The following is a 26,242-nucleotide window of genomic DNA, read 5'->3' as shown; positions in this document are numbered from 1 at the left end:
TCATTATTTCTTTTCTTCGTCAGGTAGTGTGACATTGAGTTCGAGTACGGCTAAATCATCTTCATTTTGATCAAACTGAACTTGAACTGCATCGGCGCCTACATTCACGTACTTGCGAATGACATCTAATATATCTTGCTTTAACTGCGGCAAGTAATCAGGTGTACCACGCTGAGAACGTTCGTGCGCGACTATGATCTGCAATCGCTCTTTTGCTAATGACGCACTGTTTTTCTTTTCTGAGCGGAAGTAGTCAAGTAAAGACACATTAACCTCCAAATATCCGTTTGAATAAACCCTTTTTCTCTACATCTAAAAATCTAAATTCAACCGTCTCGCCTAATAAACGACTGATCGCATCAGCATAGGCTTGACCTGCGTCTGATTCGCCATCAAGAATAACGGGTTGTCCTGAGTTAGATGCACTAAGTACTGCTTGAGATTCAGGAATGACACCTAGTAAGTCGATAGCTAGAATGTCCTGGATATCTTCAACAGATAGCATTTCACCTTTTGATACACGATCTGGATTATAGCGTGTTATTAGCAAATGCTCTTTAATGTTTTCCAAACCTTCTTCAGCACGTTTAGATTTACTGTGTAAAATTCCTAGTATACGATCTGAGTCTCTTACTGACGAAACTTCTGGGTTGGTAGTTACAATCGCTTCATCAGCGAAGTACATGGCCATCATAGCACCGGCTTCTATACCTGCCGGAGAATCACACACGATGTAGTCAAAGTCTTCTTTTAACTCATTGAGAACACGTTCAACGCCATCACGTGTGAGTGCATCTTTATCGCGTGTTTGCGATGCAGGAAGTAAGAATAACTTCTCTACACGCTTATCTTTTATAAGTGCTTGGTTAAGGTTGGCTTCACCATTGATTACATTGACAAAGTCATACACTACGCGACGTTCACAACCCATAATAAGGTCTAAATTCCGCAGGCCGATATCAAAATCAATGATAACAGTCTTATAGCCTTTCAATGCCAAGCCTGTACCAATTGCTGCGCTTGATGTTGTTTTACCAACACCCCCTTTACCCGAGGTAACGACAATTATTTTTGCCATGAGATTTATCCTTTAACCAAAGCTGAAATTTCTAAAGATTCATTTTTTTGTTGTATTTGAACTGCGTTACCCCAGTGTTCACCTTGCAGTGAGTCACTGATCCAGTAATTACCATTGATTGAAACGAGTTCTGCTTCTAATTTATTACAAAAAATGTATGCGTTTTCTAGCCCTTTCGCACCGGCGATTGCACGGCCGCGTAGGGTTCCATATATATGTACATTGCCATCTGCAATTACTTCTGCACCATGGCTTACTGCGCCTAATACCACTAAGTCACGGTCTTTGGCGTAAACCTGTTGCCCTGAGCGAACTGCACCATTAATAATTTGTGCTGGTAAATACACGGTTTTTTCAACCACTGACGTATTAGGCTCTACTCTTGGAGGTTCACTCTTAACGTCTTGTGAATAGTTTAAAACAGATAAGCCAGCAGCTTTCGCTTGTTTGTGCTGCTCATCAGAACCATTACATACACCCACCGCATTAAAGCTCATACGTTCAATAAGTGATTTTAAGTGAACAAAATCAATAGGATTATTTTTTACTTCAATTAAATTCACGACAATGGGGGCACCCTCAAAGAATTTTGGGGCTTGGGCTATTTTTATATACAGTTGTTCTGCTAAAAGGGGGATATCAGTACTATAAAGATGTAAAACTGATAACGTAAAAAGGTTGCCTTTTAGCTCAAAAATTTGGTCCGACATAGATGCTCAACTGGATTGTCTTGTTAGTGTGAAATTTTTATATAAACCTAGGCTGAACAAGGCGTTTATTGTAGTTTTCACTCTAATTTTTATAACTTATTATTATTGCCATGTTATAGTGTGTAGCACTGTTAAGCAAGATTTTATAGGGCCATAATGCTAACTGCGGTATATAAAAGTAAGAAAAAAGCAGATACTTTCTTATTTATTGAAAAAAGAGACGATTTTAGTAAAGTTCCGGAACCTTTAATGGCCATGTTTGGTCAACCTCAGTACGTGATGATCATTAACTTAGCTAAGCGAACTCAACTAGGCGTAGCGGATTTAGACACTTTAAAACAGTCGCTCAGCGACCAAGGCTATTATTTACAAATTCCGCCACCAGAAGAAAACTTGCTGAGTGAATTAAGAAAACAAAACGGAGTAGATAGTGATTAAAAAATTAGCAGTTGTATTGTGTGGTATCTGTTTAAGCTCATCTGTGATGGCAAAAACCCAAGCTGAGTTTCAACAATACCTTACTAATTTAAAGCAAGAGGCAATAGCGAAAGGTTACGATACTCAGTTACTTGAGCAAGCATTTGCCACTGCTTCTTACAAAGAAAAAGTGATTTCAGCAGATAAAAATCAGCCTGAAGTAAAAGAAACACTGGAAACATATTTACCAAAACGAGTGCCTCAATGGAAAATTGATCGCGCGCGTAAGTTGTACAAAGAAAACCAAGACGTTTTAGAGAAGGTCGCAAAAGACTTTGGCGTCCAAGCACGCTTTATTGTAGCTATTTGGGGCTTAGAGAGTAATTTTGGTGCCATTCAAGGTGGCCACAACGTGATTTCATCGTTGGTAACACTGGCTTTTGATGGGCGCCGTGAAGCATTATACAAGCGCCAATTATGGGCAGCACTGGACATATTAAAGTCGGGTCATATTACGCTTGATAAATTTAAAGGCTCATGGGCAGGTGCAATGGGGCAAACTCAATTTATGCCAACCTCATTTAATGCCTATGCTGTAGATTACAACAACGATGGCCGTAAAGATATTTGGACAACCAAAGAAGATGCGTTTGCCTCTATTGCTAATTACTTAAAGCAAGAGGGTTGGAATGACAACTTAACCTGGGGTCGCCAAGTTCAATTACCTGCTGATTTTGATCAGCAGTATATTTTAAAGCGCGGTACTAAAACACGTAAGCAATGGCTTGAATATTGGAACAATTCAGAGCGCTCACTCGCTGATTGGCAAGCATTAGGGGTTCGTCGTGCTGATGGCAGCGATTTACCAAATGTTGCTGTGGATGCTGCACTAGTGATGCCTGATGATGAAAATGGGCGCATGTATTTAGCATACGACAACTACAAGGTATTTATGCACTGGAATCGGTCATATTATTTTGCAACCAGCGTGGGCTATTTGTCAGATAGAATTGCTTATCCAAAAATTTAAATAAAGCAAATAACTAAAAAGCCGCAAATTGCGGCTTTTTTGTGAGTGACCTATCGACTAAATTTCTTTTTTAAATATTTTATCTTTTAGGTCAATGACTTTGCCAATCCCTGAACCTAGTTTCATTAGCTTATTAAGCTGCTCAGGAGTTAAACGTTGTAATTCTGACGACCATTTAGTTACTGTTTCAAGTAAGTTATGGATTTCGCCCATTTGTTTTTGAGCGTAGATTTCATCGTCGTTACTTGCTTCGTCTAGTAAGTTATCCCGCAGTAAACTTAGTGTCGGCTCAACTTCACGTTTTTTGCGCTCTTCGAATACGCGATTTGCCATATCCCAAATATCGCCTGCAGGGGCATAGTACTCTTTTCTATCTCCTGGGATATGCATTACTTTGATCAGTTGCCAAGATTGTAATTCTTTGATCCCCATACTCACGTTACCGCGAGAGATACTTAGCGCATCAGCGATTTGATTTGCCGTCATCGGGTCTTTAGTGATAATCAATAAACCGCACATTTGTCCAATGGTGCGATTAAATCCCCAGCGGCTGCCCATCTCACCACAATGCATTACAAAGGCAAAGTTTTTTTCTGATAATGTCATTGTTACAAGTTTCAAAAATAAATGAAATCTATGCTAGCACGCTGGTTAGGTATGGCAAGACTTAAGCTGGGATAAAAAGCCACGTTTTACGACTAATGATTGATATAGATTAATATCTAAGCATTTATAGTGAGGTATGTTGCGGATATGCAACATGACATTGTTATTTAACGACCTTGTTGAATAACAAAATTTTTTATAAACGATGGAATGACTATGAAAGCAGCAATAAATACAGAATATAAAGGCAAGTTAGCGATCACCGATTTGCCTATCCCAGAAGTAGGTCCTAACGATGTCCTAGTAAAAATAGCCGCTTGTGGTGTGTGCCACACTGATTTACACGCATGTCATGGCGATTGGCCGGTAAAACCAAAAATGCCATTAGTACCTGGGCACGAAGGTGTTGGTGTAATAGAAAAACTAGGAAGTAATATTAAGCACTTAGAAGTGGGCGATAGAGTAGGCGTACCATGGTTATACAGCGCATGTGGCCATTGTGAGTTTTGTTTAGATGGGCGCGAAACCTTGTGTTTATCGCAACATAATACGGGTTACTCTATTGACGGTGGGTATGCAGAATACTGTTTAGCTCATGGTGACTACATCATCAAAATACCGGAAGGTTTAGGTTTTGCTGAAGCTGCCCCCTTATTTTGTGCGGGCGTAACAACGTATAAAGCTTTAAAAGTATCTGGCGCTAAACCAGGTCAATGGGTTGCTATTGTCGGTGTGGGTGGTTTAGGGCACTTAGCAGTGCAATATGCAAAAGCAATGGGCTTTAATGTTATTGCGGTAGATACTGGTAAAGAGAAAATGGCGCTAGCTAAAGAGTTGGGTGCTGATATTACGCTTGATTTTAAAGAGGTGGTGCCCAGTGAGGCCATTTTTGAGCAAGTAGGTGGCGCGCATGCTGTTGTTTGTACGGCAGTATCAAAACCTGGGTTTGAACAAGCATATAAAAGTGTTCGCCGAGGGGGAAAATGTGTATTGGTTGGTTTACCGCCTGAAGATATGCCATTGCCAATTTTTGACACCGTATTAAATGGTGTTTCAGTGGTTGGCTCTATTGTAGGTACGCGCAAAGACCTGCAAGAATGTCTTGAATTTGCTGCGCAAGGCAAAGTAAAAGCTATCATTGAAGAGAAAAAACTTGAAGATATTAATGAAATTTTTGATGACATGCTTAAAGGCGAAATAAACGGCCGCATAGTTGTTACGATTTAATATTAAGTTTTTACATGAAAAAAGCACGGTATTTCAATTGAAACTCCGTGCTTTTAAAATTATTAAACTATTAAAGTGTGTAACTAAAGCTTAGCTTTGCATTACGTTCTTCACCTGGCATTCCGCCTAAAAACATGGCTTTAGAATAATAGTTTTTATTAAACAGGTTATTAATGTTTAACTGCATCTGCCAGTTATCAGCTTTATAGCTAACTGCAGCATCATATACGGTATAAGCGGGTACGTAACCATTATCAATACCGAATGAACTTGAGTTAGTACTGCGTTTATCAACGAATGTTAAGCCTGCGCTTAGATCAACTGCGTGTGGTAATTCAAACAGCGCTGCTGAGTAAGTAACCCATGAACTAGCTGTTACATAAGGCACCCCTTTTTGGCGGGTATCAAAGCTTGAGCTGTTTGGATTAGTTTTATCGCGGGCGTCTTGATAAACACCGTTAATATTAACTTTCCATTGATCGTTCAAATAGGCATTTAAATCAATCTCTACACCTTTTGTCTGTTCTTCGCCATCAAAAAAGCTCTCTACTACGTTAGGTGCTGACACGCCGGCTTCATAAAGTGGATTGGCGTATTCTAAATTAGTGCGCGCACTTTCAAATACTACAATCGAAGCTAGTAATTGATCATCAAATGCTTTAAAACGAAAGCCTAAATCGTTACTCACTGATTCTGAATCGTCTCTATCGGCTTCATTACCAGCAACAGAGCCAAGAACACTGTAAGCTGTGCGTCCTTTCGAGTGATTTAAAAACAAAGCCATATCAGCGTTTACTTGATAAGTAGCACCTAAGTTATACGTTAAACCACTGTCTGATGTGTTTGCTTCAGGCGTTGGATTTGCGCGGCTTTGGCTATAACGTGGGTCTACCCCAAAATGCTCATAACTTTGTTTTATGCGATTATGAGCAACACCAATACGAGTAGTGATCTTGTCGTTAATATAAGCAACATGCTGCAGGCCTACGCCCCATGCTTGTACTTTTTTATTGTAATCACTGGTTTTAAGCGGATCATAGTCAGCAAATTCACCTGTAGGCCAATTTGGTTGACGTATATCAAAAATATATGGCAGTGCGCCTTGGTAAATCACTTCACCGTCATTGTTTTTAATGACCTTATCAGCATCATAAATAGAGTACTGTTTAAAACGAATATCACGGTCTTCATAGTTGGCATTAACTAGTAGTTCGTTTTCTATATTACCAAGCATAAAGTCATAACGTAAATCTAAGAAGTATTGCCAAGATTTTTCATCCGCTTCTACTTGGCGATATTCTTGGCGTCTTGCAGCAAAAGGATGTAATACATTATCTACAACTAACGGTGCGCGTGGATCTTGGTTAATTACACCGCGTCGGTTCCAATAAACATAATTATAAGCACCTGTTTGACGAGCAAAACTTGAGGTGTAATTGCGATACTGTAGCTGTTGATTTAAAAATAAATCATCACTAATGTAATAATTATGCGCTAATTTAAAACGCAGCTCTTCACCTTCGTTATCCTTTGCCATCGGTGATATTATGCCATTAGTGCCAAAGTTAAAGGGTGTTAAACCATCATTGCTTGCCAAAGAGTTAGCTAATTCATTTCGTTGTGCTTCACTCAATTGTAACCCACTTGCTGTAGGGTCATTAACTAAATCGGCGCCTGATACTTCTCCAGCAGTTAAACCGTTAACCGATTCACTGTTAAAAATACGAATAGGGTGGCCAATAGAATCCACTGCAATAGCGTCTTTAATATATGCCCCAGACAATACAAAAGATTGTTGGTCATTAAGCACATATTTTAAAGACGAGTAAATTTCATCGCGCTGCTCTTTTAAATCACGAAAGCCATCGCTAGAGGCGGTTTTTGCCATTACCCGATAAGCTAAATCGTCGGTTATTGCATTGGTGCTATCGAGTGCAAGCGAATAACTATCCCACTGACCGATATCCATTTCTAGCGTATGTTGCTCGTTAAACTGTGGTTTTTTCTCAATGAGGTTGATCACACCACCGGCACTACCCATACCATACAAGCCAGTAGCGGGACCCTTTAACACTTCAATAGATTCAACATTGGTTAAAGACCGAGTAGGGTTAAATGTATTGCCCAAGCCTGCGCCGCCATACATGCCATCATAAGTGTAATTAGCACCCAAACCACGAATAACTAAATTGTCACCAATGCCATAGTTATTACCCGCTTGAGTTAGGCCACTCACATTGCGGATCACGTCCTGAAGACTATCAATACCTTGTGATTCAATCAGTGCTTTATCAACAATAACCACGGGTGCTGGGGTTTCCATTAGTGACATGTCTGATTTAGTCGCTAAACCAGAATTCATCACTACTCGGTTTTGTTGCTCGTAAACGCTAATTCGTTCAATATCTGAATTAACTTGTGACTCGTTAGCCATTGCTAAATTTGCGTTTAAACACGCTAGAGTGAGGAGAGAGTATTGAAACCTTTTCATAAACTGATAACCATTCGCATTTGTTAATTTGCGCGAATGATAATGGTTATCATTTTAAATTTAAATAAAAAGTTCAATTTTTTTTACTTCAATAGGTACGTTTGCTTGATTGTTATTCAATGTGATTTAAAAGTAATCATATTTGAAAATTTCAAAGGGGGATTGCAGTAGTTAGTTGGTTTAGCAGAAAGATTTTTTAATAAAATTTTGATGGCTAAACGAGCAGCTTAGCTACATTTGCAAAAAATTTTAAGGTTGAGCGGTGCTCAACCTTATAGAAACGTTTGGGCTTACTGTTTGTAAACCACACCCGCCTTCATAACAAACGGGATCTGCTCTAGTGTAGAAATGTTTTTTAATGGATTAGTATCTACCGCTATGATATCAGCTGCAAAACCAGTTTTAATTTGCCCTAGTTGTTTATCAGCTTTTAATAATCTAGCACTATTAATGGTCGCCGCTTGAATTGCTTGTAATTCACTCATGCCAAATTCAACCATACGGGAAAACTGTTTAGCATTATCACCATGTGGGTATATTGCTGCGTCGGTACCAAATACCATGTTTACCCCAGCTTTAACAGCGCGTTTAAAACTATCACGTTGTTTTTTTGATACCAGACGTTCCTTATTTAGGTTTTCTTCATCAACACCATTTTGCTCACCAAAGCTCAGCGTATACTCTGTATTATAAATATCCATCGATAACCAAGTACCATGCTCTTTTGCAAGCGCAATCGCTTCATCATCTAGAAAGCTAGCGTGCTCAACACTATCTACACCGGCTCTAATCGCCGTTTTAATACCGTTAGTGCCGTGTGCGTGAGCGGCAACAGGTAATTCACGCATGTGCGCTTCATCAACAATGGCTTTCATTTCTTCAAAGGCGTATTGCTGTATGCCGACTTTTGTTCCTTTAGAAAATACCCCACCTGTGGCGCATAGTTTGATTGCATTAGCGCCATATTTTATATTTTCACGCACTTTAATACGTACTGCCCATGGGCCATCAGCAACGCCGGTGGCAGTATATTTCATCTCTGGAGGTAAGCGATTATTATCGCAGTGCCCACCAGTAATGCTCAAAGAAGGCCCTGCAGCCCAGATACGTGGGCCGATAATATCACCTGCATTCACACCATCTCGCACCGCAATAACACTGTAGCCCTCAGCACCTAAGTTCCTTACTGTAGTAAATCCAGCTTCTAAGGTTTGCTTAGCAAAATAGCTGGCTTTAATGGCCATTCGCGGAACAGATTGCCCTAAACGTTCACTTCGAGAGACGGTAGGATCGCTGGTTAAATGTACGTGCATGTCCATTAACCCAGGTAACAGGGTAAGCGTTGGTAGGTTTATCAGTTCATCATTACTGCTAAGCTTGGGCTTTTTATTAAATTGGATTTGGCTAATAACACCTTTATCTATGGCAATCAAAGGATTAGCCTTAAGTTCGCCTGTTTCAACATCTAGCAAAGCTTTGGCCGATATATAGGTTGTGGCTAGTGTACTTGCACTGGTTAAGCTCATTAATGCGATTGATAGAGTCAATAAATGTTTTTTCATGTTTAAGTCATTATAATTATTTTCATTCACTTGAATGTAGCAACCATGCGCTATTGAGTAAATAATGTAGCGACGAATAGCATTGACCGTAATTGCTTTATTTAAGTTATTTAAAACCGCATAATTGGCGGGTAAAAACTAACAAGGGAATTTATGAAAGTTATTAAAATAGCTCTGGTTGCCAGTAGCGTTATGTTTGCCTTAAGTGGTTGTATGAGCACCAGCTCACAATTAAACACAAATCAGTCAGTTGCACCTGTAATAAGCGAATTATCAGCCGAGCAGCAATTAGATGTGCTCGTTGCTCAGTACTACGATGAATCATTAGCTTTTAATCCATTAAGCGCTACTTATAATGGCCGCCATGAATTTGATGATCAATTTTTGCCTGAAATATCGCAGCTTAATCGCGATAAGAAAGCCGCTTTCTACAAAAAATATCAACAACGCTTATCCCTGATTGATGAATCACAACTGACCGGTCAAGCGCTACTGAATTTTGAAGTGTTATCCCGAGATTTAGCCCTCAAGCTTGAGGGGATGCAATATAAAAATTATTTGTTACCGATAAATCAAATGTCGGGTGCGCATAATACCTTCGCTGGATTTGGTTCAGGACAAAGTGCTCAGCCTTTTAATACTGTTGCCGACTACGAAAATTTTATCAAGCGTGCAGATGGTTTCGTTAAATGGCTTGCAAGTGTTGAACAATCAATGGCGCAAGGCGTTAAATACGATGTGGTACTGCCTATGCCATTAGCAAAAAAATTACTCCCGCAATTTAAAGCGCATGTTGTTACAAGCGCAGAAGATTCTCTCTTTTATTCGCCCATTAAAGCCATGCCCGACTCTTTTTCAGCTGATGAAAAGCAACAGCTAAAATCGCAGTATAAAACACTGATCTTAGATAAATTAGTGCCTGCATATCAGCGAATGAGCGATTTCTTACTTAACGATTATATTCCTTATGCCCGCGATTCTGTTGGTTATGCTGATTTACCCAATGGTAAAGCGTGGTACGAATACCAAATAAAGAAAAATACTACGTTAAGTTTATCAGCGGATGAAATTCATGAGATTGGTTTAAGTGAAGTGGCAAGAATCTTAAGTGAGATGAAAACGGTGAAAAACACCGTCGAATTTGAAGGAGAATTATCAGCCTTTTTTAACCACTTACGTGACTCCGATGAGTTTTATTACAAAACGGCCGATGAGTTAATTGCTGCCTATGAAAAGATAAAATTAAAAATAGACGCTCGCTTACCAAAGTTATTTAATATTGAGCCTAAAGCACCTTATGTTGTCAAAGCGGTTGAAGCGTATCGAGCCCAATCAGCTGCGGGAGCGTCGTATGCAGGACCCGCTCCTGATGGTTCGCGCCCAGGCATATTTTACATCAATACATACAACTTAAAAGCGCAGCCTAAGTTTTTACTCGAAACACTGTCTATTCATGAAGCCGCTCCTGGTCATCACTTTCAAATAGCGCTGCAACAAGAGGTGCAAAGCTTGCCCGATTTTCGTAAATTTGGCGGCTATACCGTGTTTGCTGAAGGCTGGGCATTATATGCAGAAAGCTTAGGCAAAGAATTGGGCTTATTTACCGACCCGTATATGTGGTACGGGCGTCTTAGCGATGAGCAGCTAAGAGCGATGCGATTAGTGCTTGATACAGGATTTCATGCCAAAGGTTGGACACGTCAACAAGGCATTGATTACATGCTAGCAAATTCTTCAATGGCAAAAAGTGATGTTATTGCTGAAGTTGAGCGCTATATTGCATGGCCAGGCCAAGCACTATCGTACAAATTGGGTGAGTTTAAAATTAAAGAGCTCAGAAATTACGCCCACCAGCAATTAGGTGAGCAATTTGACATTAAAGCGTTTCATACGCAAATATTGATTGATGGTGCACTACCTATGCCTATTCTGGAGAAAAAAATTAAACGTTGGGTTAAATCTCAGCAGTAATAAAATCGCGCGAAGCCATGCAGATATTAGGGATTGGCTTTGCGCGCTTTGCTGCAATACGTTAGAATGCGCGCTCTTAAAAGGGGCGAGAACACCATGTTTGATCAACAATTAGCAAATACCCAATTTTGGCTTAGTAAAAGCCTGAATGAAATGAACCAGCAAGAATGGGAAGCCATTTGTGATGGATGTGGAAAGTGTTGTTTAAACACCTTTATTGACAGTGAAGACGAAGATGACTTTACTGCTACCGATCAGCTAAGAGAAGGCGAGCAACTAATATTTACCAACATTGTTTGTCAATACCTTGATAACAATACCTGTGGCTGTAGTGAATACGAAAACCGCCAAACATTAGTCCCTTCGTGTGTTAAACTCACTAAAGAAAACCTAAAAGACATCTTTTTCATGCCACAAAGCTGTAGCTACCGCCGTCTTCATGAAGGGCGCGGTTTAGCAACGTGGCACCCGTTACTTAATAACGGCGATAAAACTAAAATGCATGAGCTAAACATTTCAGTCAAAGATAAAACAGTAAAAGATTGTGATGTAAAATTAGACGATTTTGACTTGTATATTGCCGAGTGGCCAACCAAGGATTGCAACTAGTGAGTAAGTTACAAGCAAGTATTGGTTTAATAAACCCTAAAAGCCCAACCAATGTGGGTGGTGTATTACGCGCAGCAGGTTGTTATGACGCCAAGCAGGTTTTTTTTACCGGCAACCGTTATTTAAATGCACAAAAATTTCATACGGATACGAAAAATGTGGTGCAACGCATTCCATTAACCGCCACTGACGATTTAGCATCAGTCAAGCCAAAAGATGCAAAAGTAGTGGTAATTGAGTTAATTGAAGGCGCCACTCCTTTGCCCGAATTTACTCACCCTGAGAACGCATTTTATGTATTTGGTCCAGAAGACGGCTCTGTGCCCAAAGATGTTTTAAAATGGTGCGACGAAGTGGTGTATATTCCTACTATCGGCTGTATGAATTTAGCGGCAACCTGTAATGTTGTTCTTTATGACCGACTCTCTAAATTGGGCGGGATTCAAAGCAGTGATGAAACCATTATTTCATCACGCGATACCAATAATAAAATGAAATGGAAAAAGTGATTTAAATAATAATTACTCAGTGTAACGTCATTATTAAATTCAAATTTTAATCTTTTTACTTTTCTAAAAGGCAAGTTGCATAGAGTCTTTCTTTGCGACTAGTTAGACCGTCGCTATTAAAAAATCATCTTATAGATATTTTTCTGTACATCAAAATAATACTTTATCATTATTTTTTAAAATTTAATCAATCCCAGCTTATATTTGCTAAGACTTTCAGTTAAAAATTTGTTAAAAAGACAGTGATAATAATGATTAATTCTTAAGGTACTTATGTTTAGCTCGCTGAAATTCACCTCCAAAATCACCATCGCTGCGTCATTGGTCTTAGTTTTAGTGTTAGGTGTTTTCACTATTAACAACTATTTTTCAATGCGTCATCAAACTCAAGAGCAGCTATCTTTAGTATTAAAACAAAATTCCCAGTCTGTATCGCAGAACATTGCAAGCTGGCTGAATAACAAGTTAGCCATTGTTATCTCGCTGGCAAACACCTATCAAGTTACAGACGCTAAAGCGCTTACATTATCGCAATTAAATACTGCAGAGATGGCAGGTGATTTTAAAAATACTTACATCGGCGAATCCTCAGGCGCGTTTATTTTAAATGATCAAAGCGTCATTTTACCCGACGATTTTGATGCAACTAGCCGCCCTTGGTATAAGTTGGTTGAAAACAAAACTAACACTGCATTCACCACCCCTTATATTGATGTAACCACCAATGAACTGACCATTTCAGCTGTTGCGCCCATAAATATTAATGGCCAATTTAAAGGAGTTGCAGGTGCTGATATTGATATGCAAACCATAGCTAAAATTATCGACGATATTGATTTTTTAGGGTTAGGTTATGGCTTTTTATTAGATCATAAGGGGCAAATACTAAGCCATCCAAATAGTAAGTTAAATTCAAAAGCGCTTACTGAATTATTTGGAAAAGACATTGAGCTGGCTGATACTTTTACAGAGCACCAAGTTGCTGATGAAACTGTTTTAGTGTCATTTACTAAAATTCATGGCATAGAAAATGTTGATTGGTATTTAGGAGCAGTGATCAATAAAGACACGGCTTTCGAAAGTGTGTCGGCATTTGGTCAAAAAGCACTGATTTACTTAATAGTAGGCACCTTAGTCATTGTTTTTGCGCTACAGCTTTTATTGCGTTACTTAATGCGTCCTATGTATCGCTTAAACGATGCTATTAGAGATATAGCTCAAGGTGAAGGCGATTTAACTCGTCGCCTCAGTGTAGAAAACGATGATGAGTTTGGTCAGTTAAGTAATTCATTTAATATTTTTATAGAAAAAATTCAAAATTCAATTGTTCAAGTTAAGTTTTCAGCGCAATTGTTAGAAACAGCTGTTGCTAAGCTGGTTACGCAAACAGATTCAACCTTGACTATGTACGACGATCAAAGTGAACGTACTAACAGCGTAGCATCGGCAATTAATCAGTTTTCTGCTACCGCCACAGAAATTTCAAGCAGTGCAAGTAATGCCTCAACGCTTGCTAAAGATGCTGATCAATATTGCGCTAAAAATCAGCAAACACTGACTAACAACGTATCAAGCATTCATCAACTTTCGCAAAATATAGAGCAAGCGCAAGAAACAATTAATAGTTTAGATTCACATACCGCCAATATCGGTAATGTATTAGCAGTAATTAAAGGAGTGAGTGAACAAACTAACTTGCTCGCTTTAAATGCAGCGATAGAAGCCGCACGTGCGGGTGAAGCGGGAAGAGGGTTTGCCGTTGTTGCCGATGAAGTAAGACAATTAGCACAACGCACTCAACAATCAACGCAAGAAATTGAAAATACGGTTATTGAACTGCAAAAAGGCTCAAGCTCTGCCGTTGAACTGATGAAAACCAGTTTAGAAGAAAGTGAAAAAAGTGTTCAGCAAGCGGATGCCGTCGGCGACGTAATGAAGCAAATAATTAGTGCGATAAGGCAAATAACGGATGCTAATCATAGTGTGGCTAATGCCACAGATGAACAAAACCAAGTTGTTAAATCATTACACTCAGATATTCATGTTATTAGCGACTTATCTACTCAAGGTCAATCTAACCTTAACCTTACTTTAGAGGAATGTACCAAGCTTAAGCATCAATTTAGCGACTTAGATCGGATGGTTAAAAAATTCAAAGTATGATCAATAAAACAAAAATAAATAAACCAAACTGGCTTAGTCTAGTTAATATTGACAGTGTTTATAGCTTTGATAGACAACGCCAAGCGTTTTCTTTATTTACCATGATAGCGATTGCCTTGGTGTTAATTACTTATTTGGTGATTGCAAATTATCGCGTTTATGCACCTATATTAACTGCCGCATTAATCTCAGTTAACTTAACGATTGTAGGGTGCATCGTTTATTTTATAAAAACCAAAAAGCTCAATGCTATTGCGTTAATTACTCTGATGATTGTATTTTTGATGTGTTTAGCATTGGTATACACAGGCGGTAAAGATAACACTGCTTTATATTGGCTTATGTTTTATCCTGTTGCTGTTTTCGCCATATTGGGTGTTAAGTTTGGCGCATGGTTAAGCAGTGCCATGTTATTGTGCTGTATTGTTATGTTGTATGGCCCCGATATGGGGCAGGTTATTTATGGTGAGGTAGAAAAAACTCGTTTTGTTGCTGCATTTTCATTAGTGCTGGTGTTTTCTTTTATCGGTGAGTATTTTCGTCACCGAAGCCACCTTGCCATTGCTGATATTACCTTAGAACAAAAACAATACGCCTATACAGATCAGCTCACAGGTGCACCCAACCGTCGCTTTATTACCTCTCATTTTTTAAAGCTTGCTGCTTCACGACCTGCACATTATTTACCGCTGTCTATATTGCTCCTAGATTTAGATAACTTTAAACAATTAAACGACACCTATGGTCATGATTTTGGTGATACCGTATTAATAGAGTTCACTAAATTATTAGAGTCGCAGTTTCCTGCAACCGCCCTTAAAGCCCGTTATGGTGGTGAAGAGTTTGTAGTAATTTTACCGCAGCTAACGACCATTGAAGCCAGTATTTTAGCTAATCGCTTTAGAGAATGCGTGCAACATCATGTAATGTTAACTGATAAACAACAACGAGTATCGTTAACCTGCAGTATTGGCATTGCACAAGCTAATCATGTTGACGACTTCAACAGTGCATTAAAACAAGCCGATGAATATTTATATCAGGCAAAATCACAAGGGCGTAATAAAGTCATATTTGCGCAGGGCGAGCATGTCAGTCAGTAAGCTTATCTATGTGCATGATCCTATGTGTAGCTGGTGCTGGGGTTATAAACCTACTTGGCAAAAGCTAGAAACTGCTTTAGTAAATATTCTACCTATAGAATATAGAGTCGGGGGGTTGGCGGCAGATAGCGACCAGCTAATGAGTGCTGATATGCAGTTGCAACTACAAGGCATATGGCAAAACATTAACAACCAATTAGGCACTGAGTTTAATTTTAATTTTTGGCGAGAATGCCAACCACGCCGCTCTACTTATCCTTCTTGTAGGGCGGCATTAATTGCTCGTAGCTTTAACAAAGAGCCACAGATGATTGACGCTATTCAACAAGCGTATTATTTAAAGGCGCAGAATCCATCGGATGAAGACGTGCTTATTAAACTATGCGAAAAAATTGGTTTAGATCCCTGTTTATTTACTCAGCAGTTACACTCTAAGGAACTTCAGCGTCGCTTTTATGATGAGCTTAACTTTGTTCGCAGTTTACCTATTCAAGGTTTCCCTTCGTTAGTATTAATACATAACAACCGTGCTTACCCTATTGCTATTAACTACATAGATTGGCAGCATACCCTTAGTGAAATACAGTCTTACTTATAAAATTTACGCTTCAAACATTACCCTGCACTTTAAATTCAGCCAATAAGGCTAATTTATTACCATTGTCATAAAAGCGACTTTTTTACGCAACACGCTTGTCATTTTTAATCTATACACTTTCGCTCATTGAAACTATCTCGCTTTAAAATGTTTTTTCATAAACAGGCTAAAGCGACTAATAAACACTAGCAAATCCGCTAATTAACGAGCAAAGGTGTATACGATGAAAGGCGTTAAACCATTAATTTTAGCTGGTATTGTAGCCGCAAGTGCAGCAGTCCACGCCAATGATTTAAACACGGTAATTGATAAAAGTAGCGACATTAATAATTTAGCTGCGCAATCACAAACAAAAATAGACAAGATTGCAGATTCAATGCAAGGGCGTTTACAGCAATTTAAAACCCTAAATAAAGAAATAGATGGTTTAGCCGTTTATAACGCACAGCTGACAAAACAGTTAAATAACCAAATAGAAGAGATGGAATCGCTTAATTTATCAATGGATCAGGTATCGATTATTGAGCGCCAAATAACCCCTTTAATGCTTCGCATGATCACCGGGCTTGAACAGTTTATTGCCTTAGATGTGCCGTTTTTAAAACAAGAACGTAAGCAGCGTCTTGAATCGTTAAATGCAATGATGGAGCGTGCTGATATTTCATCAAGTGAAAAATTCCGTCGTGTCTTAGAAGCTTATCAAGTTGAAGTTGATTACGGACGCACTATTGAAGCGTATACCGCATTGCTTGATGTGGACAATAAAGAACGTGAAGTTGATTTTTTACGCATTGGCCGTTTAGAACTCATTTACCTTACCCGCGATGGCAAACAAGCAGGTAGTTGGGATCAACAGTCACAGTCGTTTGTTGCACTGCCTGATTCAACCATTAGCCAAATTAATAAAGGGCTTCGCATTGCGCGCAAACAACTAGCCCCCGATATGTTAACACTGCCAATTCATGCTGCAGAATAAGAGGTTTACCATGAAATTATTAACGAAAATGACAAAAATGGCCGTGTTTGCAGCCAGCTTAGGTTTTTCAGGTGCGATGTGTGCCGCTGAACCAATGAACTTAGATGCCTTATTAAAAACGTTAGAGCAGGGTAAATCAGCGCAATCAGAACAAAATAAACAACGCGAACAAGAATTTGCAGCACGTCAAAATGAACAAGTGCAAATGCTGAAAAACACCCAAGCTAAACGAAACCAAATGCTTAGCGAGTCAGAGCGTTTAGAAACGCAGTTTGAAGAAAACGAAATTAAATTAGCTAACCTAACCGATACTTTATCAAAGCGTATGGGTTCATTAAAAGAGCTATTTGGTGTGCTACAACAAGTTGCTGGAGATTCTAGCAACAAGTTTGCAACCTCGGTGGTATCGGCTCAGTTACCTGGGCGTAGTACTTTTATGGACGAATTGGCGCAAAAAATGGGTTCTACCTCAAAGCTTGCGTCTATTGAAGATATCGAAAAGGTTTGGTTTGAGTTACAACGCGAAATGACCGAACAAGGAAAAGTAAGCCGCTTCAATACTGATGTAATTGTTGACGGTGGCAATAAAGTACAAAAAGAAGTGGTACGTGTGGGTGCATTTAACCTTATTAGTGACGGTCAGTACCTAGAGTATACGCCTTCTACCAATACCATTAGCCAGCTTACTCGCCAACCAAGTAGCCGCTTTACTGCGACTGCGGCTGATTTGCAGCAAGCAAACACCGGTGTGGTGCCGTTTGCCCTTGACCCAACGGGTGGTTCAATTTTAGGTTTGTTAGTACAAGCCCCTGATACCAGCGAGCAAGTTCATCAAGGTGGTGCAGTTGGTTACGTTATTTTAGGCGTTGGCTTATTAGCGTTATTAATTGCGTTAGAGCGTTTTGTATCGCTCCTGCTGATGGGTGGAAAAATCCGCCGTCAATTAAAAGACGATACAGCCCGTGATGATAACCCGCTAGGGCGCGTCATGAAAGTGAAAGACCAATATCCTAATGTGGCGTACGACACGCTTGAGCTTAAGTTAAGCGAAGCCATTTTACGCGAAATGCCAAAAATCACCCGTAATCTAACGCTTATTAAAATTATCTCTGTGGTAGCGCCATTGCTGGGCTTACTCGGTACTGTAACCGGGATGATTAATACCTTCCAAGCAATTACTTTATTCGGCACTGGCGACCCTAAACTAATGGCAGGCGGTATTTCGCAAGCCCTGGTTACTACGGTATTAGGCCTTGTTGTTGCTATCCCTACGGTGTTTTTATACACCTTATTGAATACTCGCTCAAAAGGCTTACTGCTTATTTTACAAGAACAAAGTGCAGGTATTATTGCCGAGCGAAGCGAGAAAGGAGCTTAAACCATGGTGCTATTGATTGATTCAATCAATGCTATCCGTGATTTTCTCGACACGGGTGGCCAAGTGCTCTTGGTCATTGCCGTGTTAATTTTCGCGATGTGGTTATTGATACTCGAGCGATTTATGTACTTTTTTAATGGCTATCGACACTACAAAAAAGACGTTAAAAATACGTGGAAAACGCGCAGTGAACGCAACAGCTGGAACGCAGAGCAAATACGCCAGGCCATGGTGTCACGCGCCAGTATGCGATTAAATGCAAACTTACCGTTGATTAATGTAATGGTAGCGCTGTGTCCACTATTAGGATTGCTTGGCACAGTAACAGGGATGATAGAAGTTTTTGATGTAATGGCCATTACAGGTACAGGCAGCGCACGCTCTATGGCATCGGGTGTATCAAAAGCAACCATACCCACTATGGCAGGAATGGTCGGTGCGTTATCTGGGGTGTTTGCCTCAACCTATTTACAGCGTAAAGCAAAGCGTGAAGTTGAATTGTTGCAAGACACTATGGTGTTAGACCACTAAATAATTATTGAAAAGCGGTGTACATAATCACCGCTTGTTCTAGGAGAAGTAAAATGAGAGCCCCATTAGGTAATTTATTCCAAGAAGATGAAGCAGAAGAAATAAACATGACTCCTATGCTGGATGTTGTATTTATTATGCTTATTTTCTTTATTGTTACAGCCTCGTTTGTAAAAGAAGCCGGTATTGATGTAAACCGCCCAGAAGCAGCAACGGCTGTTAAAAAAGAGCGGGCTAACATATTAGTAGCTATTTCAGATCAAGGCGAAATTTGGATCAATAAACGTCAAATAGATGTACGTGCTGTACAAGCCAACATTGAACGTTTAAAAGCTGAAAATCCACAAGGCAGTGTGGTTATTCAGGCCGATAAAAAAGCCACTACAGAAACCTTGATAAAAGTGATGGATGCCTCGCGTGCAGCGGGTGTATTTGATGTTTCAATAGCGGCTCAAGAAGGGTAACGAGTGATGCGTTATGTACTTGCGTTAATTATAGCGGGTGTGGTGACCTTTATGCTGTTTTTAGGTATGCAGGCATTGATCACCGGCGGAGAAGGCGCCATGACGGAGCCTGCAAAAGGGAATGTGTTGGATTTTGTCCGTTTGAAAAAAGAAGAAACGGTGCAAAAAAAGGAGCGCAAACCACAAAAGCCACCAACACCTAAAGAGCCACCACCGCCAATGGAATCGCCACAAATGCAAAGTAGCGATAACAACGCTGCTAGCAACAACTTTGATTTTGCTGCCAATGTCGATGCTGATGTAAATCTAGCGGGTGGATTAGCGTTAGAAACCAGTGATGGTGAGTATTTACCCATAGTAAAAGTGGCACCGGTATACCCAAGGCGTGCGTTATCGCGTGGTATTGAAGGGTATGTCATTGTTGAGTTTACAGTGACCAAGCAAGGCACAGTGAAAGAGCCACAAGTTATTAAAGCCGAGCCAGAGTCACTGTTTGACAGAGCAGCGATGGATGCGGCCCTTAAGTTTAAATATAAACCGCGCGTTGTTAATGGCGAAGCCGTTGAAGTAGCCGGTGTGCAAAATAAAATTTCTTTCCAAATTAATGGTTAATTCTGTTAAGTAAGTAAAGAGTGAACGTGAGGCAATTATGAAATTAAAACTAACAACCAAGCTATTAAAGCTTAGCATGTTGTGCACTGTTGCAATCAGTGCCAGCGTTGTTACACCAAGTGCATTGAGTGTACTTCCGGGTGTAAATTTGGCGACAGTACAGGCCGCTGAACAACAAAAAACAACACGAGTGCCCGCACTTCGTGAAAAGGTATACAGCCAATTAGCACGCGCCCAAAAACTTGCGGATGATGGCGACAGTAAAGCGGGTTTAGACGCGCTTGACAGCATACAAGCGCGCTCATCAAGTATGAATTCGTATGAAATTGCGATGATGCATAACTTTTATGGGTTTATTTATTACAATGAAAACGACCTTGTAAAAGCGATTGCCTCATTTGAAAAAGTGATTGCAGAAGATGGCATTCCAGAAACATTGCGTTTGAGCACGACATTCAGTTTAGCGCAGCTTGCAATGGCTAACAGCGACTACAAAAAGGTGATTGCATTTTTAGACAAATGGGATGCCATTAATACAAAGCCTAAAACTGATGCGTATTATTTATTAAGAGCGCAAACCTACTATCAATTAAAAGACTATGCGCAAGGCCTAAGTTACATTACCCAAGCCATTAACTTAAGTGATAGCAATGGCAAAGTACCAAAAGAAAACTGGCTGGTACTGCAACGTGCTATGTATTACTCACTTAACCAAACCGATAAAGTAGTGAGCGTACTTGAGCGTATGGTAAAGCTTTACAATAAACCTGAGTACTGGGTGCAATTAGCCGGTATGTATGGTGAAACTGGGCAAGAAAAACAGCAGCTTAGTATTTTAGAAGCAGCTTACCAGCAAGGATTTTTAACCTCTAAATCTGACCTAAGACAGCTTGCGCAGGTATATTTATATAATCAGCTTGCCTACAAAGCCGCCAGTGTAATGAGTAAAGCAATAGAGCAGGGCATTGCTGAACCTACGGCTAAAAATTATGCCTTTGTAGCCGAGGCCATGGTACAAGCTAAAGAAGATGCTAAGTCGATTAGTTACTTTACCAAAGCTGCAGAGCGTTCGGAGCATGGTAAATACGACCAGCGCTTAGCTGAAGTGTATGTAAACACAGAGCAGTATGACGAAGCTGCTGATGCAGCACGAATGGCGCTGGATAAAGGCGGCCTTGATTTCGAATCAAATGCGTTTGTTGCTTTAGGAATGGCGCAATACAATTTACAAAATTTTGATGCGTCTATCCTGGCGTTTGAACAAGCCGAAAAGCACAAAAAGTCACAACGTTTAGCCCAGCAATGGATCAAATATGTAAAACGCGAAAAAGTGCATGCGCAAACATTAAAAACAGCACTACTTTAATTTTTATAGTGCGATTATTAGTTCTTAATTGACGCACTAAAAACCATTTCATAATTGCACTACTCAAACCACACTAACATTAAGTTTGTGTGGTTTTTTTGCGTGCACTTTTAAAGCAACCTATTGATTTTTAGTTAATTAACATTGTCATTTTATGTTTATTAAAGTGTAACTTCATTGTCATAACACTCCCGTATTGTACTTCGTATTCGATAACTCAAGTGACCTTAATGCATGAGTATCGTGCCTTAAAGTGACTTAAGTTATTACTTAATGCGCTAACACAATAATTAAATACTTTTACGGAGTGAACAATGAAATTATCTGGCTTATTCAAAATCAGCTTAGTGGCTACAGCAATAACACTTGCTGGTTGTGGCGGTGGAGATATTAACGTTACACCTACGACAGTTGATAACAGTGTAGACAATTCAGTGACTAACCCAGGTGGTGATAATGGTGGCGATACTGTAAGTTGCGCCACATACACATTAGATGGAGCTACATTTACAGGTGAAGCAGAAGGCGTAAACTGCTTATACAGCCAAGCATTTGCAAGTAATGCAAAAGAAATTACTAGCTCTTTTGTTATCCCTGCGCTAGACGATGGCGGTGCCCATGTATTTGAAGGTGCTTTATTTATAGGTGACGATGTAGACACATCTACAGGCGCTACTATTGATGTTAATGGCCCAACATTGTCTATTGAAGCAGGCGCTACCATTGCGTTTACCAAGCCAGAGAGTTTTATTCGTATTGCACGTGGTGCAAATATTGAAGCAATTGGTGAAGTAGATAAGCCAATTATTTTCACAAGCATTAAAGAAGTTGATGGTGATGATTCAACAACCGCTCAAATTGGGGATTGGGGTGGCGTTCAGGTAAATGGACGTGGTCATTCTATTCGTTGTACAGCGACAGCTGCGGCACAAGACATGTGTAATCACTCAGCTGAAGGTATTGTATCTTATTACGGTGGTAATGACCCGCAAGATAGTAGCGGTATATTAAAGCATATTGTTATTAAGTATGCAGGATTTGGCGTTGAAGGTGATGAGCTAAATGGTTTAACACTAAATGCTGTTGGCTCAGGCACAACAATTGATTATGTTCATGTACATAATGGTTTTGATGATGGTATAGAGCTCTTTGGTGGTAGCGTTAATCTTAAACATATTGTTGTTACTGATACTGGTGATGACGGTATTGACTGGGATGAGGGTTGGAAAGGTTACGGACAGTACATTCTTGTACGTTCAAATGAATATGGAAATCATGGATTTGAAACAGATGGCGCAAAAGTTGATCCACTATCTGCAGACGCACAAGATTTAGTAACGACTGTATCTAACCCAACTATTGCTAATGCAACCGTTGTTACTACTGGTGATCAAGGTGCTGAAGGGCGTCGTACTGGTGCCGGTATGGAAATGAAAGAATGGGGTAAAGCGCAATTAGCTAACATGTTGTTTGTAAACTCATCATCTGTAGATGGTGCTGGCTGTTTTGATTTATATAATGAAAAAGATAAATCAGGAGATGCTGGTGTGCATGCCAATGCAAACAACGGTGATATCGCATTTATGAGTTCAATATTTGCGTGTGGTAAGAATTTTGAAGACGTAAATACTCCTTTAACCGGTGCGTTAGCAAGCTTTGATATCAATACCTGGTTTACTGGTGGCGAAAATAACCAGCTGATTGGTTTTGCTGATTTTGCAAATGTGCTTGGTGCGGATGGTGTTTCAACTGCAGCAACTATTACAGACTCACAAGGTACTGCGGTAGCTACAACAGCGAAAGACATGAGTGAAGTTGACTCTTTCTTCACTAACGCAGGCTACATTGGTGCACTTAAAGAAGGTGAATCAAGTGAATGGGCTGATTTTGTAGCTGCATCTTTACAACGCGCTAGTAATTAATCTAGACCGGCTCTAATTATAAGGCGCTCTGGCGCCTTTTTTAAGGGAATTTTAGGTTTAGAGGATATAAATATGAAACATCAAAAGCAGTTTAAAACTAATCTAATAACGTTATCTCTGCTCTCCCTTTTTTCTTCATTTAATTCTTTCGCTGAACAGGCACAAGAAATAATCAATGAAGAAGCGATAGAAGAAGTTGTTGCAACAGGTACACGCCTCAAAGGCAGTGCTAGTGCCGTAATTGATGAACGTAAAAATCAGGCATTTGTTGCTGATATAATGGGTTCAGAGCAAATATCTAGAACGGGTGATAGCGATGCCGCTTCAGCACTTCGCCGTGTTACAGGCTTATCTTTAGTTAACGATAAGTTTATTTATGTACGCGGTTTAGGTGAGCGTTACTCAAGCGTGCGTTTAAATGGCGCAGTTGTTCCAAGCCCAGATCTGACCAGAAATGTAATACCACTTGATATTTTCCCATCAAGTATTATTGAATCTTTAGCTGTTCAAAAAGCCTATTCACCTAATATGCCTGCGGCTTTTGGTGGTGGTGACGTTAATATCAGGACGAAAAGCATTCCAAGTGATACTTTATTTAAAGTTGAGATTGGTGCTAGCTATAAAGATACAAACGATGAAGGCTATACATATAATGGCGGCAGTGATGACTGGTTAGGTAAAGACGATGGTACACGCGCCTTACCAGGAGCCGTTAAAACGGCGCTAAATACCTATATTAATGGTTTGTCTGATATTTCATACAGAAATATAAGAGATGTGGAGTCAAGACGTCAGGGGGCTGATATTGGTCAAGCAGCTGCAATAGACTTAAATAAAAGTTTATCAAAAGCACTACCAAGAGATTTTGGCTTAGAAAAAGAAAGCTTAAACCCTGATGCAGGCATTAAAGCTGTTTATGGCGACCGATTTGATAACTTATTTGGTTTAGATGGCTCTTTTGGCTTCTTAGCATCAGTTGCTTATGAAAATGAATGGTCTAATGCAGAGAAGTTTAGCGCAGTACTTTCTTCTGTTGACGCATCTGAATCTGAATGTTCAAAAGATGACTTTACTTGTTACTCTGCCACAGAGAAAGAAGTATCAACAAAGCATAATATAAAATTAAATAGCTCTCTAAATTTAGGTTATAAAATTGGCGGCCATGATTTAACAGCCACCTATATGATGCTACGAGATACTGAAGATGAAGCTTCTGTTGCGCTTTACCAAGAGCCTTCAAAGTCATTAAGCATTGATGCTGGGCAATTACAGCGAAGCCACTTAACCTCTTTTGAGGAACGGGAACTTGAAATACTTCAACTTCGTGGAATGCACAATTTAGAGTGGAGTTTTCTTGAAGGTGTGGGTGTAGATTGGCAATACACTGATTCAACAGCGACGACGAGTATACCTGGCGAGCTTGAAGTAACGGTGCGTGATGAGTACGCCGATGGCGAATATCAACGTACTTTTTATAATGGCAGCTTAGGTGGTAATCCTTATTTGTATCGATTTGTTGAGCTAGAAGACGATGTAGAAAACTGGGGCGTTAATGTTAACAAAGTTTTTTACTTTGAGAACGCCGAAGTTGAAATCGCGGGCGGCGGCTATTTTGTTGAAAAAACGCGTGATTACCGCACAGACTTTTTTAACTATCGCTTCAGCCAAACACAGTCTTTAGATTTAGCACAAAGTGAAGAAGAAGCGCTGTCAATTGGTAGTTTCTTTGCTAATGATGCTGTTATCGATTCAACGGATGTAGAGTTATTGTTTCAAGAACCTACAGCCGATGATTACCTAGCAGCGCAAATGATTGATGCTTATTACGGCTCTTTTGATATCACTTTTGCTCAAGATTGGCGTTTAAGTGGTGGTGTGCGTTACGAGGACTTCCGCCAAGTTGCCCTTGCTTTTTCTCGCTCAGCATTCGATCCTGCTTTATTGGCAGATAAATTAAGTGCAGATGCGATAAAACAAGCAAGTGTGATGGAAGATGAGTATTTTACTTCATTATCTATGACATATAGTCAGCAGTCGTACCAAGTTCGTTTTGGCTATGGCAGCACGGTTGTTCGTCCTGATTTGCGTGAGCTAAGCCCTGTTCAATTCCAAGATCCGTTGACTGGTTATCGAACGCTTGGTAATCCATTCTTGGAATCTAGTTACCTAGATAACTTTGATGCACGTATCGAATTTTATATGGACAATGGTGATAACTACTCAGTTGGCGCATTCTATAAAGATATAGATAATCCAATCGAAGCATTATTAACCGAAAGTGACGGCCGTTTTACTCTGCAGTTTGACAATGCAGATACAGCCTATGTTTACGGTATAGAAGCTGAATGGTTAACTGAGTTGCATAGTGATTTATTGGGTGGTGCTTTTTTTACTTCTGGTAATTTAACGGTTAGTGATTCAGAAGTTGAAATTGCACAAGAACAGCGCGCCGACCTTACAAATCTAAAGCGACGTATGACTGGCCACTCAAAGTATGTTGCCAACCTACAATTGAATTACGATTCGCATGATGGCATGCATCAAGCTTCAGTTATTTATAACGTATTTGGTGACCGTATTTTAGCTGCGGGTGTTAACAACTTTGATGACGCTTACGAACAACCTTTAAACTCGTTAGACATGGTTTATAGTTACTACCCAACGTTTAATACCACATTAACACTTAAAGTGAAGAATATGTTGGGACAAAACTTTGAAGTAGAACAAAATGATGTGTTAATTCGTTCTCAAGAAATGCCTAGAGAACTGAGCGTCAGCTTTAGCTACGAGTTTTAAAGCCCTCGAACGACTAAAATAAGCCGTTACAACCCTTAGCCCTGCTATATGTAGGGCTTTTTAGTATCTCAGTTTTAAACGTAGTTGTAGTTTAATATTTTTTATATAAATAGTTTTTTTAAT

Annotated in this window: 23 protein-coding genes; 17 read left to right on the top strand and 6 right to left on the bottom strand. The window is 39.7% G+C overall.

The genetic code is table 11. From position 1 onward, the window contains the following. Positions 1 to 3: 3 nt before the first annotated feature. Genes minE through minC form a run of 3 tightly spaced genes read right to left on the bottom strand, consistent with a single transcriptional unit; the run spans position 4 to position 1,788 of the window. Positions 4 to 267, bottom strand: coding sequence for a cell division topological specificity factor MinE (minE, locus tag FHG08_RS16575; protein WP_008111532.1), 264 nt, complete (start codon positions 265 to 267; stop codon positions 4 to 6). 1 nt (position 268) lies between these two features. Further along, the gene (gene minD, locus FHG08_RS16570) at positions 269 to 1,078 is read right to left on the bottom strand and encodes a septum site-determining protein MinD (RefSeq protein WP_138606508.1); all 810 of its coding nucleotides are present in this window, start codon (positions 1,076 to 1,078) and stop codon (positions 269 to 271) included. A gap of 5 nt (positions 1,079 to 1,083) precedes the next feature. After that, on the bottom strand, positions 1,084 to 1,788 hold the full coding sequence (gene minC, locus FHG08_RS16565; RefSeq protein WP_138606506.1) for a septum site-determining protein MinC: 705 nt from the start codon (positions 1,786 to 1,788) through the stop codon (positions 1,084 to 1,086). A 156-nt stretch (positions 1,789 to 1,944) separates the two neighbouring features. Here minC and FHG08_RS16560 point away from each other — a divergent pair, with 156 nt between their 5' ends. Beyond that, positions 1,945 to 2,226 carry a YcgL domain-containing protein gene (locus FHG08_RS16560; protein ID WP_178957120.1) on the top strand — a complete coding sequence of 94 codons (282 nt, stop codon included), beginning with the start codon at positions 1,945 to 1,947 and terminating at the stop codon, positions 2,224 to 2,226. Beyond that, positions 2,219 to 3,235, top strand: coding sequence for a lytic transglycosylase domain-containing protein (locus FHG08_RS16555; RefSeq protein ID WP_178957119.1), 1,017 nt, complete (start codon positions 2,219 to 2,221; stop codon positions 3,233 to 3,235). Before FHG08_RS16560 ends, FHG08_RS16555 begins: the two co-directional genes overlap by 8 nt. A 57-nt stretch (positions 3,236 to 3,292) precedes the next feature. On the opposite strand, the gene FHG08_RS16550 is transcribed toward FHG08_RS16555, so the two are convergent. After that, positions 3,293 to 3,841, bottom strand: coding sequence for a GbsR/MarR family transcriptional regulator (locus FHG08_RS16550; protein ID WP_010388849.1), 549 nt, complete (start codon positions 3,839 to 3,841; stop codon positions 3,293 to 3,295). 216 nt (positions 3,842 to 4,057) lie between these two features. Here FHG08_RS16550 and adhP point away from each other — a divergent pair, with 216 nt between their 5' ends. Continuing rightward, complete coding sequence (adhP, locus tag FHG08_RS16545) at positions 4,058 to 5,068, top strand: alcohol dehydrogenase AdhP (protein ID WP_054201589.1); 1,011 nt, start codon at positions 4,058 to 4,060, stop codon at positions 5,066 to 5,068. 70 nt (positions 5,069 to 5,138) lie between these two features. On the opposite strand, the gene FHG08_RS16540 is transcribed toward adhP, so the two are convergent. Further along, a complete protein-coding gene (locus FHG08_RS16540; RefSeq protein WP_178957118.1) occupies positions 5,139 to 7,559 on the bottom strand; it encodes a TonB-dependent siderophore receptor in 2,421 nt (806 codons plus the stop codon). 290 nt (positions 7,560 to 7,849) lie between these two features. Next, positions 7,850 to 9,121: an amidohydrolase family protein gene (locus tag FHG08_RS16535; RefSeq protein ID WP_178957117.1), complete on the bottom strand. Its 1,272-nt coding sequence runs from the start codon at positions 9,119 to 9,121 to the stop codon at positions 7,850 to 7,852. A 153-nt stretch (positions 9,122 to 9,274) separates the two neighbouring features. Between FHG08_RS16535 and FHG08_RS16530 the strand changes: the two genes are divergently transcribed. The 14 genes from FHG08_RS16530 (at position 9,275) to FHG08_RS16465 (ending at position 26,119) form a co-directional block, all read left to right on the top strand. Beyond that, a complete protein-coding gene (locus FHG08_RS16530) occupies positions 9,275 to 11,092 on the top strand; it encodes a DUF885 family protein (RefSeq protein WP_178957116.1) in 1,818 nt (605 codons plus the stop codon). Positions 11,093 to 11,188: 96 nt separating this feature from the next. After that, positions 11,189 to 11,701 (top strand): YcgN family cysteine cluster protein, encoded by a 513-nt coding sequence (locus FHG08_RS16525; protein WP_138606494.1) that lies wholly within the window; start codon positions 11,189 to 11,191, stop codon positions 11,699 to 11,701. Then, positions 11,701 to 12,210, top strand: a complete 510-nt coding sequence (locus FHG08_RS16520; protein WP_178957115.1) for an RNA methyltransferase — start codon at positions 11,701 to 11,703, stop codon at positions 12,208 to 12,210. The genes FHG08_RS16525 and FHG08_RS16520 overlap by 1 nt, the downstream gene beginning before the upstream one ends. A 273-nt stretch (positions 12,211 to 12,483) precedes the next feature. Further along, a complete protein-coding gene (locus FHG08_RS16515; protein WP_178957114.1) occupies positions 12,484 to 14,373 on the top strand; it encodes a methyl-accepting chemotaxis protein in 1,890 nt (629 codons plus the stop codon). Further along, a complete protein-coding gene (locus FHG08_RS16510) occupies positions 14,370 to 15,476 on the top strand; it encodes a GGDEF domain-containing protein (protein ID WP_178957113.1) in 1,107 nt (368 codons plus the stop codon). The genes FHG08_RS16515 and FHG08_RS16510 overlap by 4 nt, the downstream gene beginning before the upstream one ends. Further along, positions 15,463 to 16,074: a DsbA family protein gene (locus FHG08_RS16505; RefSeq protein ID WP_178957112.1), complete on the top strand. Its 612-nt coding sequence runs from the start codon at positions 15,463 to 15,465 to the stop codon at positions 16,072 to 16,074. The genes FHG08_RS16510 and FHG08_RS16505 overlap by 14 nt, the downstream gene beginning before the upstream one ends. Positions 16,075 to 16,297: 223 nt before the next feature. Next, positions 16,298 to 17,050, top strand: a complete 753-nt coding sequence (locus tag FHG08_RS16500) for a DUF3450 domain-containing protein (protein WP_138606484.1) — start codon at positions 16,298 to 16,300, stop codon at positions 17,048 to 17,050. Between the two features lie 10 nt (positions 17,051 to 17,060). Next, positions 17,061 to 18,428: a MotA/TolQ/ExbB proton channel family protein gene (locus FHG08_RS16495; RefSeq protein WP_138570563.1), complete on the top strand. Its 1,368-nt coding sequence runs from the start codon at positions 17,061 to 17,063 to the stop codon at positions 18,426 to 18,428. Between the two features lie 3 nt (positions 18,429 to 18,431). Further along, entirely contained in the window at positions 18,432 to 18,959 is a 528-nt protein-coding gene (locus tag FHG08_RS16490; RefSeq protein WP_008111501.1) for a MotA/TolQ/ExbB proton channel family protein, read from the top strand. A 53-nt stretch (positions 18,960 to 19,012) separates the two neighbouring features. After that, positions 19,013 to 19,423: a biopolymer transporter ExbD gene (locus FHG08_RS16485; RefSeq protein WP_008111500.1), complete on the top strand. Its 411-nt coding sequence runs from the start codon at positions 19,013 to 19,015 to the stop codon at positions 19,421 to 19,423. Positions 19,424 to 19,429: 6 nt separating this feature from the next. Beyond that, positions 19,430 to 20,035: an energy transducer TonB gene (locus FHG08_RS16480; RefSeq protein WP_008111498.1), complete on the top strand. Its 606-nt coding sequence runs from the start codon at positions 19,430 to 19,432 to the stop codon at positions 20,033 to 20,035. A 37-nt stretch (positions 20,036 to 20,072) separates the two neighbouring features. Next, complete coding sequence (locus tag FHG08_RS16475; protein ID WP_178957111.1) at positions 20,073 to 21,401, top strand: lipopolysaccharide assembly protein LapB; 1,329 nt, start codon at positions 20,073 to 20,075, stop codon at positions 21,399 to 21,401. 314 nt (positions 21,402 to 21,715) lie between these two features. Next, entirely contained in the window at positions 21,716 to 23,323 is a 1,608-nt protein-coding gene (locus FHG08_RS16470) for a hypothetical protein (RefSeq protein WP_178957110.1), read from the top strand. A gap of 72 nt (positions 23,324 to 23,395) precedes the next feature. Further along, positions 23,396 to 26,119, top strand: coding sequence for a TonB-dependent receptor domain-containing protein (locus FHG08_RS16465; RefSeq protein ID WP_178957109.1), 2,724 nt, complete (start codon positions 23,396 to 23,398; stop codon positions 26,117 to 26,119). Positions 26,120 to 26,242 lie beyond the last annotated feature (123 nt).

Origin of the sequence: Pseudoalteromonas sp. Scap03, from assembly GCF_013393115.1 — a bacterium.
GTDB lineage: Bacteria > Pseudomonadota > Gammaproteobacteria > Enterobacterales > Alteromonadaceae > Pseudoalteromonas.
This window is presented reverse-complemented; position numbering and strand designations above follow the sequence as displayed.